This window comes from Xanthomonas hyacinthi (assembly GCF_009769165.1).
Lineage (GTDB): Bacteria > Pseudomonadota > Gammaproteobacteria > Xanthomonadales > Xanthomonadaceae > Xanthomonas_A > Xanthomonas_A hyacinthi.
This window is the reverse complement of sequence record NZ_CP043476.1, coordinates 1218322-1231885: the sequence shown is the minus strand read 5'-3', so window position 1 is coordinate 1231885 and position 13564 is coordinate 1218322. Positions and strand designations below refer to the sequence as shown.

11 protein-coding genes are annotated in these 13564 nt (G+C 68.4%); 9 read left to right on the top strand and 2 right to left on the bottom strand.

The window, feature by feature from the left end; translation table 11 throughout:
- The first annotated feature begins 9 nt into the window (after window positions 1-9).
- Window positions 10-2283: a transferrin receptor-like dimerization domain-containing protein gene (locus tag FZ025_RS05605; protein WP_046979292.1), complete on the top strand. Its 2274-nt coding sequence runs from the start codon at window positions 10-12 to the stop codon at window positions 2281-2283.
- A gap of 268 nt (window positions 2284-2551) precedes the next feature.
- On the opposite strand, the gene FZ025_RS05600 is transcribed toward FZ025_RS05605, so the two are convergent.
- On the bottom strand, window positions 2552-3919 hold the full coding sequence (locus tag FZ025_RS05600) for a DEAD/DEAH box helicase (protein WP_046979291.1): 1368 nt from the start codon (window positions 3917-3919) through the stop codon (window positions 2552-2554).
- A 377-nt stretch (window positions 3920-4296) separates the two neighbouring features.
- On the opposite strand from FZ025_RS05600, the gene FZ025_RS05595 reads away from it, so the two are divergent.
- Window positions 4297-5286, top strand: a complete 990-nt coding sequence (locus FZ025_RS05595) for a fumarylacetoacetate hydrolase family protein (RefSeq protein WP_046979290.1) — start codon at window positions 4297-4299, stop codon at window positions 5284-5286.
- Window positions 5287-5375: 89 nt separating this feature from the next.
- Window positions 5376-6035 carry a maleylacetoacetate isomerase gene (gene maiA, locus FZ025_RS05590; RefSeq protein WP_046979289.1) on the top strand — a complete coding sequence of 220 codons (660 nt, stop codon included), beginning with the start codon at window positions 5376-5378 and terminating at the stop codon, window positions 6033-6035.
- 144 nt (window positions 6036-6179) lie between these two features.
- Here maiA and FZ025_RS05585 read toward each other — a convergent pair whose 3' ends face one another.
- Window positions 6180-7325, bottom strand: a complete 1146-nt coding sequence (locus FZ025_RS05585) for a PilT/PilU family type 4a pilus ATPase (protein ID WP_046979288.1) — start codon at window positions 7323-7325, stop codon at window positions 6180-6182.
- Between the two features lie 99 nt (window positions 7326-7424).
- Here FZ025_RS05585 and FZ025_RS05580 point away from each other — a divergent pair, with 99 nt between their 5' ends.
- The 6 genes from FZ025_RS05580 to FZ025_RS05555 all read left to right on the top strand — a co-directional run bounded on the left by FZ025_RS05580 (window position 7425) and on the right by FZ025_RS05555 (window position 13494).
- The gene (locus FZ025_RS05580; protein WP_046979287.1) at window positions 7425-7817 is read left to right on the top strand and encodes a DUF4398 domain-containing protein; all 393 of its coding nucleotides are present in this window, start codon (window positions 7425-7427) and stop codon (window positions 7815-7817) included.
- Window positions 7814-8710: an OmpA family protein gene (locus tag FZ025_RS05575; RefSeq protein ID WP_046979286.1), complete on the top strand. Its 897-nt coding sequence runs from the start codon at window positions 7814-7816 to the stop codon at window positions 8708-8710. Before FZ025_RS05580 ends, FZ025_RS05575 begins: the two co-directional genes overlap by 4 nt.
- A 337-nt stretch (window positions 8711-9047) precedes the next feature.
- Entirely contained in the window at window positions 9048-9272 is a 225-nt protein-coding gene (locus FZ025_RS05570) for an HP1242/YdcH family protein (protein ID WP_046979285.1), read from the top strand.
- Window positions 9273-9472: 200 nt separating this feature from the next.
- Complete coding sequence (locus FZ025_RS05565) at window positions 9473-10843, top strand: pyridoxal-phosphate dependent enzyme (RefSeq protein ID WP_046979295.1); 1371 nt, start codon at window positions 9473-9475, stop codon at window positions 10841-10843.
- Window positions 10844-10924: 81 nt separating this feature from the next.
- Window positions 10925-12124: a cystathionine gamma-synthase gene (locus FZ025_RS05560; protein ID WP_104557816.1), complete on the top strand. Its 1200-nt coding sequence runs from the start codon at window positions 10925-10927 to the stop codon at window positions 12122-12124.
- A complete protein-coding gene (locus FZ025_RS05555) occupies window positions 12121-13494 on the top strand; it encodes a glycosyltransferase family 4 protein (protein ID WP_046981517.1) in 1374 nt (457 codons plus the stop codon). Before FZ025_RS05560 ends, FZ025_RS05555 begins: the two co-directional genes overlap by 4 nt.
- The last annotated feature ends 70 nt before the right edge of the window (window positions 13495-13564 follow it).

The following is a 13564-nucleotide window of genomic DNA, read 5'->3' as shown; positions in this document are numbered from 1 at the left end:
AGTGTCTTCATGTCGCAACGCCGCCGCAGTGCCGGGCTGGTCCTGATCCTCGCCGCTTCCTCCGCGCTCGCGCAGCCGGCACCGCTACCCGGCTACGACGCCGCCGCCGCCGCGGCGCAGCGCGTGCTGGAGGCGCGCTTCGATGCCGGGCTGCAGGACGCGGATTACCGCGGCTGGCTCAAGCAATGGTCCTCGCGTCCCAACCAGGTCGGCGCGCCGCACAACCTGGAAAACGCCCGCGATCTGCAGGCGCGGCTACGCAGCTACGGCTGGGACGCGCAGATCGAGCAGTACCAGGTGCTGTGGCCGTCGCCGCAGGCCGCGGCGCTGGAATTGCTGGGCGCGCAGCCGTACGTGGCCCGGCTGAAGGAGCCGCCGCTGCCCGGCGACAGCACCTCCACGCAGACCCGGGACGTGCTGCCGCCGTACGTGATCTACGGCGGCAACGGTGACGTCACGGCCGACCTGGTCTACGTCAACTACGGCATCGCCGAGGACTACGAGGCGTTGGCGCGCAATGGCGTGGACGTGCGCGGCAAGATCGTCATCGCCCGCTACGGCAAGGGCTGGCGCGGGCTCAAGCCGCGCCTGGCGCAGGAGCACGGCGCGATCGGCGCGATCATCTATTCCGATCCGCGCGACGACGGGTATTTCCAGGATCTGCCGTATCCGGACGGCCCGGCGCGCAACCAGTGGAGCGTGCAGCGCGGCTCGGTCGCCAACTTCGCGCTCTATCCCGGCGATCCGCTGACCCCGGGCGTGGGCGCGACCGCCGCCGCCAAGCGCCTGCCGATCGAGCAGGCGCGCAGTGTGCTGAAGATCCCGACCCTGCCGATCAGCTGGGGCGATGCGCAACCGCTGCTGGCGGCGCTGCGTGGCCCGGTGGCGCCGGAGGACTGGCGCGGCGCGTTGCCGATCACCTATCGCATCGGCGGCGACGGCGCGGCGCGCGTTCACTTGAAGGTCCAGGCCGAGTGGGGCAGCAAGACCCTGTACAACGTCATCGCCACGTTGCGCGGCAGCGAGTACCCCGATCAATGGGTGGTGCGCGGCAACCATCGCGACGGCTGGGTGTTCGGCGCCGCCGATCCGCTGTCCGGCACCGCCGCGTTGTTGGCCGAGGCGAAGGCGATCGGCGAACTCGCGCGGCAGGGCCAGCGGCCCAAGCGCACCCTGGTCTACGCCAGCTGGGATGGCGAGGAGGCCGGCTTGCTCGGCTCCACCGAATGGGCCGAGCAGCACGCCGACGAACTGCAGCGCAAGGCAGTGCTGTACGTGAACACCGACGGCAACGGCCGCGGTTTCCTCAATGCCGGCGGCAGCCATGCGCTGCAGCGGCTGGTCAATGGCGTGGCCGGCGACCTGCGCGATCCGGACAGCGGGGTCAGCGTGCTCGAGCGGCAGCGTGCCCGCGCGCGCCTGGACGCGCTGGCGCCCAGCGCCAAGCCGGCGCAGAAGGACATCGCCAGGCAAGCGGCGGCGGGCGCCGACCTGCCGCTCAAGGCGCTGGGGTCGGGCAGCGACTACAGCCCGTTCCTGCAGCATCTGGGCCTGGCCACGCTGGACCTGGGCTATGGCGGGCAGGGCGGCGGCAACGGCGTCTACCACTCCCTCTACGATTCCTACGACTACTTCGCACGTTTCATCGATCCCGAGTTCCACTACCTGCCGCTGCTGTCGCAGACGGTCGGCCGCACCGTGCTGAGGGTGGCCAATGCGCCGGTGCTGCCGCAGCGCTTCGGTGACTTCGCCGACGCCGTGGCCGGCTATGCGAAGGAAGTGAAACAGCAGGTCGACAACGACCGCGAGGCCGCGCAGACCCAGGCCGCGCTGTTGCGCGACGGCGCGTATCGCGCCGCCGACAATCCGAACCGTCCGTTGCAGCCGCCGCAGCCCAAGCAGGCGGTGCCGCCGATCGACTTCGCCGCGCTGGACCAGGCGATCGCCCGCCTGCAATCCAGCAGCCTGCGCTACGACGCGGCGCTGGCCGCGCGCAGCGCCGCGCTCGACGCCTCGGTGCGGCGGCAACTCAATGCCTCGTTGCAGCAGATCGACCAACGCCTGTTGGCCGACGAAGGGCTACCGGGCCGTCCCTGGTACCGCAACCTGATCTACGCGCCGGGGCTGGCGACCGGCTACGAGGTCAAGACCCTGCCCGGCATTCGCGAGGCGCTGGAGGACCGGCGCTGGGACGACCTGCGCAGCTACATCGCGCGCACCGCGGCGGTGCTGGATGCCTACCGCGCGCAGATCGACCGCAATACCGCGCTGATCGAAGGCTAGCTGGCGCGATGCCCGCCCATGGCAGTTCGGCGCGGCCGCCAGCGACGTCGAGCTTGGCGGGCGACGTCCGCCGCTGACGGCGCTGCGCACGCGTAGTCCGCGTGGCGGCGCGCGGCAAGATCGCGCAAGATAAAATCCCGCAAAACAAAAAGGAGCGCATTTCGCGCTCCTTTTTGCCTGGGTCGTCGATGCTCAGGCCTGCGGCCGAGCGGTGGCGACCCTGCGAGTTGCTGTGCAGTGCGATCCGCGCAAGGCGGATCGCACCGGCTCAGCGCGCGGCGCTGGGCTGGCGGTTGCCGCCGTTGCCCTGGCGACGCTCCTGGCCCTGGCGACGCCCGCCGTTGGGCTGGCTGCCGCCCGGCTTCTTCGGGCCGGCATGCGCATGCGACGGCGCATCGCCGTGCGGACGCCGCGCATGGGTGCTCTTGCGCGGCGGACGCTGGCCGCCCGGACGCTCGTCGGCCGGATTGTTGTTGCCCCAGCGGATCGGCGTGGACGGCTCGAAGCCCGGCACGTCGCGGATGTCCATGTCGCGCTTGAGCATGCGCGCGATCGCGCGCAGCAGCTTGGCCTCGTCCTGCGCCACCAGCGACACCGCCTCGCCCTGCGAGCCGTTGCGGCCGGTACGGCCGATGCGGTGCACGTAGTCCTCGGCGACCATCGGCAGGTCGTAGTTGATGACCTTCGGCAGCTGGTCGATGTCGATGCCGCGCGCGGCGATGTCGGTCGCCACCAGCACGGTGATGCGGCCGGCCTTGAAGTCGCTCAGCGCGCGCAGGCGCTGGCCCTGGCTCTTGTTGCCGTGGATCGCGGCGGTCTTCAGCCCGGACTTGTCCAGGAACATGGTCAGCTTGTCGGCGCCGTGCTTGGTGCGCGCGAACACCAGGGTCTGCATGCGCGAATCGGCGGCCAGCAGGTGCAGCAGCAGCTCGCGCTTGCGCGCGCCATCGACCGGGTGCACGCGGTGGGTGATGGTGTCGGCGACGGTGTTGCTCGGCGTGGCCTGGATTTCCTGCGGGTTGTGCATGAACTCGCGGGCCAGCTGCTTGATGCCTTCCTCGAAGGTCGCCGAGAACAGCAGGGTCTGCCGGTTCTGCTTGGGCAGCTTTGCGAGGATGCGCTTGATCGAGGGCAAAAAGCCCATGTCGAGCATGCGGTCGGCCTCGTCCAGCACCAGGATCTCGATGCCCGACAGGTCCACGCTGCGGCGCTCGAGGTGATCGAGCAGGCGGCCCGGGCAGGCGATCAGCAGGTCCACGCCGCGACGCAGCGCGTCGAGCTGGTTGCCCATGCCGACGCCGCCGTAGATGGTGGTGCTGGGGATGCGCAGGTACTTGCTGTAGCCGCGCAGGCTGTCGTGCACCTGGGTGGCCAGTTCGCGGGTCGGGGTCAGGATCAGCGCGCGCGGCTTGCGCGCGCCATTGCCGACCGGCTGCGGCGAGGTGCCCAGGTGCTGCAGCAGCGGCAGGCCGAACGCGGCGGTCTTGCCGGTGCCGGTCTGCGCGCCGGCCATCAGGTCGTGGCCCTGCAGCGCCAGCGGGATCGCCTGCAACTGGATCGGGGTGGGGGTTTCATAGCCCTGCTCGGCCAACGCGCGCAGCAGGAAGGGCGCCAGGCCCAAGGATTCGAATGACATCGAGGAAAGCTCCGGATAACGCGCCGTCGCCGGGACGTGCCCGGCGTGCAGACGCAAGTGAAGGTGAGGCTCGGAGCGTTCCCGTGAACCGCGCTGCGAGAGGTGTGGATCAACCCGGAGCACACATCGCCCGGGTTTGTCGGCACCACGAAAGGCGTCGGGCGGGGCGGGCGAGCGGATCATCACGATCCTGGCCTCGCCGGCGATCCCTAAGGGAAACGGACGGCCGCATGCAGACCTCGTCAGTCTACGCTGAATTGGCGCGTTGCACAAAAGCCGAAGCGAGCCATCCGACAGCCGGCAGTTCAGTTTCAGTTGCAACCAATATCCGGTCTGGCCGTACAATCGCCCGCTCGGCTCCCCAGCACTGGACGGACATGAAGCTAGGTTCCCTGAAGGAAGGCGGCCGCGACGGCACCCTGATCGTCGTCTCCCGCGATCTGACCCGCGCGGTGCGCGCCACCGGCATCGCCGCGACCCTGCAGCGCGCGCTGGAGGACTGGAGCAATCTGGCGCCGCGCCTGAACGCGCTGTCCGAGTCGCTCAACGACGGCAGCGCCGACGGCCAGTTCGACCTGGACATCGCCGCGCTGGCGGCGCCGTTGCCGCGCGCCTACGAATTCCTCGACGGCAGCGCCTACCTGCCGCACGTGGAGCGGGTGCGCCGCGCGCGCGGCGCCGAAGTGCCGGAGAGCTTCTACACCGATCCGCTGATGTACCAGGCGGTCAGCGCCGGCTTCTACGGCCCGCGCGATGCGGTCAAGGTGGTCAGCGAGGACTACGGCATCGACCTGGAAGCGGAGATCGTGGTGGTCACCGACGACGTGCCGATGGCGGTAAGCGCCGCGCAGGCCGCCGCGCACATCCAGCTGGTCGGGCTGGTCAACGACGTGTCGCTGCGCAACCTGATCCCGGCCGAACTGGCCAAGGGCTTCGGCTTCGTGCAGTCCAAGCCGCGCTCGGCGCTGTCGCCGGTGTTCGTCACCCCCGACGAACTGGGCGACGCCTGGCGCGACAACAAGCTGCACCTGCCGCTGCGGACCCACATCAACGGTGCCTGGTTCGGCGCGCCGGAAGCCGGCGAGGACATGCAGTTCGACTTCGCCCAACTGGTCGCGCACGCGGCCAGGACGCGGCCGCTGGCGGCCGGCGCGGTGATCGGTTCGGGCACCATCGCCAACCAGGACACCACGCGCGGCGCGTCGTGCTTCGCCGAACTGCGCGTGGTGGAGACGCTGCGCGACGGTCAGCCGAGCACGCCGTTCATGAAGTTCGGCGACGTGGTGCAGATCGAGATGCTGGACCGTGACGGAATGAGCATCTTCGGCGCGATCGAGCAGCGCATCGAGCCGGCCTCCCGGCCCTGACCCGGCCAGCGGCGGCGCGCAGGCGACCGGCGGCGCCGCTGCGGCGGTGTCCACCGGTATCTTGAGCGTCCGAGCGGGGGAGAGAAAGCGTGCAAGAGGCGTTGCAGCTGTACACCTACTGGCGTTCCAGTGCCGCCTATCGCGTGCGCATCGGCCTCAATTTGAAGGGGCTGGCCTACCAGGCGCTGCCGGTGCACCTGCTGCGCGACGGCGGCCAGCAGCATTCGCCGGAATACGCGCGGCTCAATCCGCAGGAGCTGGTGCCGACCCTGTGCCACGACGGCCAGCCGATCCGCCAGTCGCTGGCGATCCTGGAATACCTGGACGAGCGCTGGCCGGAGCCGCCGCTGCTGCCCGACGCGGCGATCGACCGCGCCCGCGTGCGCGGACTCGCGCAGCTGATCGCCTGCGACGTGCATCCGCTCAACAACCTGCGCGTGACCCAATTCTTCGAGCACGTGTGGAGCGTGCCGCAGTCCGAGCGCGAGGAATGGATGCTGCACTGGATCGTGCTGGGATTCGATGCGCTGGAGCAGTTGCTCGCCGAATCGCCTGATACCGGCAGCTACTGCCACGGCGAGCAGCCGGGCATGGCCGATTGCTGCCTGGTGCCGCAGGTGTTCAACGCGCGCCGCTTCGGCGTGGACATGCAGGCGTATCCGACCCTGGCGCGGATCGAGCGGGCCTGCCTGGCGCTGCCTGTGTTCGACGCGGCGCGCCCGGAGCAGCAGCCGGACGCGCAGGGCTGAGACCTCGCTTGAGGAGCGGCTCCGGGTGGCCTCGGGCCATCAGCCGCGACAGGCTCCCCGGTAAAGCGTCGCGGCTGATGGCCCGAGGCCACGTAAAGCCGCACCTTGTACCTACAGCTTGTATCTACAGGAAGCGTAGCGGTTTCAAACGAAGCCGTGGGTGATCCGCGGCGAGCTGGCGCCGCTGCCGCCGGCGTCGTAGTCGGCATAAGGGTCGTGTTCGCCGCTGGAGCCTTCGGACAGGCGGAACTTCAGCGCCAGGCCGTCGCGCGAGTCGGCCGCGCGCAGCGCTTCCTCCTGCTCGATCTGGCCCTGCTTGACCATCCGGAACAGGCACTGGTCGAAGGTTTCCATGCCTTCCTCCAGCGATTCCTCCATCGCCTGCTTGATCTCGTGCACCTGGCCGCGGCGCAGCAGGTCGCGGATCATCGGCGTGTTCAGCAGCACCTCGGTGGCCGGGCGACGGCGCTCGTTCTTGTCCTTGACCAGGCGCTGCGAGACCACCGCGCGCAGGTTCAGCGCCAGGTTCATCAGCACGTTCTTGTGCGCGCTTTCCGGGAAGAAGTTGAGGATGCGCTCGATGGTCTGGTCGGCGTTGTTGGAGTGCAGCGTGGCCAGGCACAGGTGGCCGGTCTCGGCGAAGGCGATCGCCGCCTCCATCGTCTCCGCGTCCAGGATCTCGCCGATCAGGATCACGTCCGGCGCCTCGCGCATCGCGTTCTTCAGCGCGTTGTGGAAGGCGTGGGTGTCCAGGCCGACCTCGCGCTGGTTGACGATCGACATCTTGTGCTTGTGCAGGTATTCGATCGGGTCCTCGATGGTGAGGATGTGCCCGGTGGTGGTGCTGTTGCGGTGGTCGATCATCGACGCCAGCGAGGTGGACTTGCCCGAACCGGTGGAGCCGACCACCAGCACCAGCCCGCGCGGGGTCATGATCACGTCCTTCAGCACCTGCGGCAGGTGCAGCTCCTCGATGCTGGGGATCTTGCTGCGGATCGCGCGGATCACCATGCCGACCTCGCCGCGCTGCTTGAACACGTTGACCCGGAAGCGGCCGGCGTCCTGCAGCGCGATGGCCATGTTCAGCTCCAGCTCGCGCTCGAACTGCGGCACCTGGCCTTCGTCCATCAGCGAATAGGCGATCTTCTTGACCATGCCCGGCGGCAGGCCGGTGGCGCCGAGCGGGTACAGCTTGCCTTCGATCTTGATATAGACCGGTGCTCCCGTGGTCAGGAACATGTCCGAGGCGTTCTTTTCGGTCATCAGCTTCAGGAAGTAGCCGATATCCATGCGCAATGGTTCCCCAACGATCCGCGGCCGCCCGTTGCAAGCGCGCCACAGGCTTCCGACAATGGCCGCGCTCGACGTCTCCGCCTACGGCCCCCCTTGATGAAAACTAGCTTCGCACAAATCCGTTGCCCGCAGTACGTGATGGCGTGCGCATTGGCGCTGTTTGCCGCGCCCGCGGCCTTTGCCCAGGTCGCCCCACCGGAACTGCAGACCGCGCAGCAGGCGGTGCAGCGCGCGATCCAGGCCGACGCCGACCAGTACGCCCCTGACCTGATCGCCAACGCCCGCCAGGGCCTGGAGCAGGCGCAGCAGGCGGCGCTGGACCGCCGCCAACGCAAGACCGCGCCGCAGCTGGCGCTGCGCGTGGCGGCCGATGCCGACCTGGCGCGGGCGCGCAGCGAGGAGGCGGTGGCCAACGCGCAACTGCAGCAGCGCAAGGCCGAGGTGGCCGAGCTGCAGCGCAGCTTGAACACCGGGGAGGGCCGTCCATGAGCCGCCGCCTGGGCATGGCCGGCGGCCTGGCCGCGCTGCTGTTGCTGGCCGCGCCGCTGGCCGCGTTCGCCGCCGAGGATCCGGAGCTGGCGGTGCTGAACCAGCGCCTGGTCGCGCTGCAGGCCGATCCGCTGAGCGCCGACGTGGCCGCCTACGAGCGGCTGCAGGCGCAGCAGGCGGTCGCCGCGTTCGCCGCGGCCAAGCGCAAGGAACAGGACGATGCGCGCTATCTCGCCGAGCGCCGCGTCGAGATCGCCGAGACCGCCGCGCGCGCCGCACTGGCGCGGCGCCAGGTCGATCAACTGGAGCGCACCCGCAGCGACCTGCTGGTCGAAGCCAGCCGCCGCGAGGCCGCACGCGCGCGCCAGGAAGCCGAGCGGCTGCGGGTGCAGGCGCAGATCCAGGCCGAGGAGGCCGAGAGCCTGCGCCAGGCCGCCGAGGCCGAGCAGCTGGCGCGGCAGGATGCCGAGCAGGCGCTGACCAACGTGGCCGGGCAGCAGACCGCCAAGCTCAGCGCCGCGCAGCAGAAGTCGGCCAAGCTGGCCCGCGAGGAGGCCGAGCTGGTCGCCGGGGCCAAGCTGCCGGCGTCGCGCTTCGAACCGCGCGGGGAGGTCTTCACCGTCGCCGGCGGCGCCTTCGCCGCGGGCAAGGCGGCGCTGTCGGCCGATGGCGCCGGCCAGGCCAAGGCGCTGGCGCAGTATCTGCAGATCGGCGCCAAGGGCCGGGTGCGGATCGAGGCCTACGACGCCGATGCCGGCATGGCGCAGAAGCGCGCCGACGCGCTGCGCGATGCGCTGGTCGCTGGCGGCGTCGCGGCGAGCCGGTTGCAGGCGGTCGGCAAGAAGGCGCCGGCGACCAAGGCGCGTGCCGCTGAGGTGGTGATCGCGCCCTGAGCGGCGCTGGCCGTTGCGGGTCCTGCAGCCCGTTTAACGCGGTTTTTCTCTGGGCCTGAGCGGCAAGCAACTGAATGCGGAAAAGCCGGCGGGCGTCTCTTGCCGGATCCGGTGGGGAGGCGTAGGGTCGATGTTCCAGGCGGCACACCGTCGCCTGGTTCCACGGAGACGCCGGGCCGATGAAGCAGTGGCACGCACCGCAGCGGGACGTTCCAAGGGCAGCAGGCCCGGGCGTTGCGGTGGAGTGGTTGGCGGCCCGCGCGACTCCGCTCCCAGGCAACGCCCCGCGCCGTTCCGGCCGGGGCGTTCTTGTTTCCAGCTGTAGGAGGCTATTCCTATGTTCGAAGGGCAACCGCAGACCGAAATCGACGCGTTGATCAAGTCCGATCCCGAGTTCAAGCAGCTCTACCAACGCCACAAGACCCTGGACAAGAAGTGTATGGACGCCGAACTCGGCGTGCTGCCGATCGACGATCTCACCCTGTCGCAGATGAAGCGGGAAAAGCTCGCGGCCAAGGAAAAGCTGTTGCGGCTCTACGGCGAGCAGCAAAAGCCCCACTGATCCCTCACTCCCACGACCAGTTCACTTGTCGCGGGCGGTGGCCGGCCTCCTCGTCGGCCTGCCACCGTCCGCGTCATCTCCTCCCGAAGCCGCGATCGCGGCTTTTTTCGTGCCGGTCCCGCGCTTTGTCTGACATTCCGGCGCATACCGCGGATAATCACCGGTCCAGCCGCTATGACGGCGCGATGCATCCGGACGCGATGGCCATTCACTCTTCCGTACTCGACCTGATCGGCGACACTCCCATCGTCAAGGCCAGCAAGCTCGACACCGGCGTGTGCGAGCTGTACCTGAAGCTGGAAAGCGCCAATCCCGGCGGCTCGATCAAGGACCGCATCGGCCTGTCGATGATCGAGGCGGCCGAGCGCCGCGGCGAACTGGCGCCCGGCGCGGTGCTGGTCGAAGGCACCGCCGGCAACACCGGCATCGGCCTGGCCCTGGTCGCCCAGCAGAAGGGCTACAAGTTGATCCTGGTGGTGCCGGACAAGATGAGCCGGGAGAAGATCTTCAACCTCAAGGCGATGGGCGCCGACGTGGTGCTGACCCGCTCGGACGTGGCCAAGGGCCATCCCGAGTACTACCAGGACCTGGCCGCGCGCCTCGCCGCCGAGACGCCCGGGGCCTACTTCGTCAACCAGTTCGGCAACCCCGACAACCCGGCCGCGCACGAGTTCGGCACCGGCCCGGAGATCCTGCGGCAGATGGACGGCAAGCTGGACGCGATCGTGTTCGGCTGCGGCAGCTCCGGCACCATGACCGGCCTGTCGCGCGCGTTCGCCACCGCCTCGCCGCACACCGAACTGGTGCTGGCCGACCCGGTTGGCTCGATCCTGACCGAGTACATCGAGCACGGCACGGTCAGCGAGAAGTCCGGCAGCTGGCTGGTGGAGGGCATCGGCGAGGACTTCCTGCCCGCCATCTCCGATTTCTCGCGGGTCAAGACCGCCTATTCGATCAGCGACGCGGAAAGCTTCCACACCGCGCGCGAACTGCTGGCCAAGGAGGGCATCCTCGGCGGTTCCTCGACCGGTACCCTGCTGGCCGCCGCGCTCAAGTACTGTCGCGCGCAGACCGAGCCCAAGCGGGTGCTGGTGTTCGTCTGCGATACCGGCAACAAGTACCTGTCGAAGATGTACAACGACTACTGGATGCTGGACAACGGTTTCCTGGAACGCCCGCAGCACGGCGATCTGCGCGACCTGATCCTGCGTCCGTACAGCCAGCGCGATACCGTGGTGGTCGGCCCCAACGATCTGCTCACCACCGCCTACCAGCGCATGAAGCTGTACGACGTGTCGCAGCTGCCGGTGATGGATGGCGACCAACTGGCCGGCATCGTCGACGAAAGCGACGTCTTATTGCACGTGTATGGCGACGAGGCGCGGTTCCGCGACCCGGTTTCCACGGCCATGGTCAGCAAGCTCGACCGGCTCGACGTCAAATCGCCGATCGAGGCGCTGCTGCCGGTGTTCGACCGCGGCCAGGTCGCCATCGTCATGAACGAGGGCGCCTTCCTCGGCCTGATCACCCGCATCGACCTGCTCAACTACCTGCGCCGCCGCGTGCAGTGACGCTCCCGCGCGAACGGCCCCGCTGCATGGGGCCGTTCAGACCGCGCTGCTAGAATCACGCCCCTTCTCCGGGAACCCCTCATGACGGACAACGCCTCCACCCCCAATGGCGACGGCCCTGCGCTGTCGCTGGCGACCCTGGCGATCCATGGCGGCCAGCATCCGGACCCGTCCACGGGCGCGGTGATGCCGCCGATCTATGCGACCTCCACCTACGCCCAGTCCAGCCCCGGCGAACACCAGGGCTTCGAGTACTCGCGCACCCACAACCCGACCCGCTTCGCCTACGAGCGCTGCGTCGCCGCGCTGGAAGGCGGCACCCGCGGCTTCGCGTTCGCCTCCGGCATGGCCGCGACCTCCACGGTGATGGAACTGCTGGACAGCGGCAGCCACGTGGTGGCGATGGACGACCTGTACGGTGGCAGCTACCGCCTGTTCGAGCGCGTGCGCCGGCGCACCGCCGCCCTGGAGTTCAGCTTCGTCGACCTGACCGATCCGGCCGCGTTCGCAGCGGCGATCGGGCCGAAGACCAGGATGGTGTGGATCGAGACCCCCACCAACCCGATGCTGAAGATCGTCGACATTGCCGCGATCGCGGCGATCGCGCGCAAGCACGGCCTGTTGGTGGTGGTGGACAACACCTTCGCTTCGCCGATGCTGCAGCGCCCGCTGGAACTGGGCGCGGACATCGTCGTGCATTCGGCCACCAAGTACCTCAACGGCCACTCGGACATGGTCGGCGGCATCGCCGTGGTCGGCGCCAATGCCGAACTGGCCGAGCAGCTGGCGTTCCTGCAGAACTCGGTGGGCGGCGTGCAGGGGCCGTTCGACAGCTTCCTGGCGCTGCGCGGGCTCAAGACCCTGCCGCTGCGCATGCGCGCGCACTGCGCCAATGCGCTGCAGCTGGCGCAATGGCTGGACACCCATCCGGCGATCGACAAGGTGATCTACCCCGGCCTGGCCTCGCATCCGCAGCATGCTTTGGCGCAGCGGCAGATGTCCGGCTTCGGCGGCATCGTCTCGATCGTGCTCAAGGGCGGCTTCGACGCGGCCAGGCGCTTCTGCGAACGCACCGAACTGTTCACCCTGGCCGAATCGCTGGGCGGCGTGGAAAGCCTGGTCAACCATCCTGCGGTCATGACCCATGCCTCGGTCCCGGTCCAGCGGCGCGCCCAGCTCGGCATCAGCGATGCGCTGGTGCGGTTGAGCGTTGGGGTGGAGGATGTGGGGGATTTGCAGGTGGATTTGCAGCGGGCGTTCAAGACGAAGCCGGTGACATGACGGCTTCCCAACGACCTTCGGGCATTTTGACCTCGCTGCGGACTGGATTGTTTGGTCTGCGCCTGCAAGCGTGGATTCGCCGACAGCCTCGCCTGAAACAGGTGTATCGGTTTTTCCCGCAGGCAGTTCGCGATCGTGTGACTGCCGCGCTTTCCGCGCGAGCAACCATGCACACGCGTTTCCAGCGGACAGCCGCCTGGGAGCAGACGCCCACCAGCGCGACTTCCTGGCGGAGACGTAACTGGGAACCCTCTGCCGCGCGAGTGCCGGGTGTCAACATCATTGGTTATATCCGAGGGGAATTCGGGCTGGCCGAGAGCGCCAGGATGTATGCGCGTGCCCTGATTAACGCAGGCATCCCGGTGGCGCTGCACGATCTTGATCTGGGGCTGCCGCATTCGTGGCAGGACCACAGCATGGACGAGTTCATCGACGAGCGCCTGCCTCATCGCGTCAGCATCGTTTTCGTCAATCCGGATTATCTCGACGCTGCCTTCGACCGGGTCGGGCGCGCGCGCATGGAGGGCCACTACGTGATCGCGTGCTGGTTCTGGGAGCTGGAAGTGGTTCCAGCCAGCTGGCTCAAGGCGATCGACATGGTGGACGAGATCATGGTCGCTTCGCAGTTCCTGGAGGATGCTTTTCGCCAGGTTACCGGCAAGCCCATCATGCGGGTGCCGCCACCTCTGTCGGAGTGGCGGGATAGTGGCCTGCAGCGCTCGGATTTCGGATTGGAATCTCACAGGTTCGTATTTCTGTGCACGTTCGATTTCCACTCGTTCATGGCACGGAAAAACCCCCATGCGGTGGTGCGCTCCTTCAAGGCGGCCTTTCCTTCCGATCGTGGCGACGTATGCCTGCTGGTGAAGTCGAGCAATGGCCACATGTATCCGGATGGGATGCGGGACCTGCTCGCCTCGGCGGCTGGCGATCCTCGTATTCTGGTGCGTGATGAGGTGATCGACCGGGCGCATGTGCACGCCTTGCAGCGCTGCTGCGATGCTTATGTCTCGCTGCATCGTGCCGAGGGTTTTGGGTTGGGTCTGGCAGAATGCATGGCGCTGGGCAAGCCGGTGATCGCCACCGCCTGGTCGGGCAACATGGAATTCATGACGGCTGGGAATTCCTGCCTCGTCGACTACGAACTGGTGCCGGTGGACGGACAATACCCGGATTCGAGCCGAGCGCGTTGGGCCGAGGCCAGCACAGCCAGCGCAGCGGAGGCGATGCGTTGGCTCGCTGACAATCCGGCGCGTGCTCGCGCGCTCGGCGAGGTAGCGAGTACGGAGGTTCGCGATCAGCTCTCGCCCGACCGGGCGGCGCAGCGCCTGTTGGCAAGATTGGTTGAGCTGGAGCCGGTGCCGGATTGAATTCGCAAGACATTACGTGGAGTCGCCCCGCGGCGCCAGTCGCGTTGCGTGGAGTGGGCCTGACCTTGCA

Coding starts and splice junctions, on each gene's coding strand:
- FZ025_RS05605 (WP_046979292.1), top strand. CDS start 10: ATGTCGCAACGCCGCCGCAGTGCCGGGCTGGTCCTGATCCTCGCCGCT.
- FZ025_RS05600 (WP_046979291.1), bottom strand. CDS start 3,919: ATGTCATTCGAATCCTTGGGCCTGGCGCCCTTCCTGCTGCGCGCGTTG.
- FZ025_RS05595 (WP_046979290.1), top strand. CDS start 4,297: ATGAAGCTAGGTTCCCTGAAGGAAGGCGGCCGCGACGGCACCCTGATC.
- FZ025_RS05585 (WP_046979288.1), bottom strand. CDS start 7,325: ATGGATATCGGCTACTTCCTGAAGCTGATGACCGAAAAGAACGCCTCG.
- FZ025_RS05580 (WP_046979287.1), top strand. CDS start 7,425: ATGAAAACTAGCTTCGCACAAATCCGTTGCCCGCAGTACGTGATGGCG.
- FZ025_RS05575 (WP_046979286.1), top strand. CDS start 7,814: ATGAGCCGCCGCCTGGGCATGGCCGGCGGCCTGGCCGCGCTGCTGTTG.
- FZ025_RS05570 (WP_046979285.1), top strand. CDS start 9,048: ATGTTCGAAGGGCAACCGCAGACCGAAATCGACGCGTTGATCAAGTCC.
- FZ025_RS05565 (WP_046979295.1), top strand. CDS start 9,473: ATGGCCATTCACTCTTCCGTACTCGACCTGATCGGCGACACTCCCATC.
- FZ025_RS05560 (WP_104557816.1), top strand. CDS start 10,925: ATGACGGACAACGCCTCCACCCCCAATGGCGACGGCCCTGCGCTGTCG.
- FZ025_RS05555 (WP_046981517.1), top strand. CDS start 12,121: ATGACGGCTTCCCAACGACCTTCGGGCATTTTGACCTCGCTGCGGACT.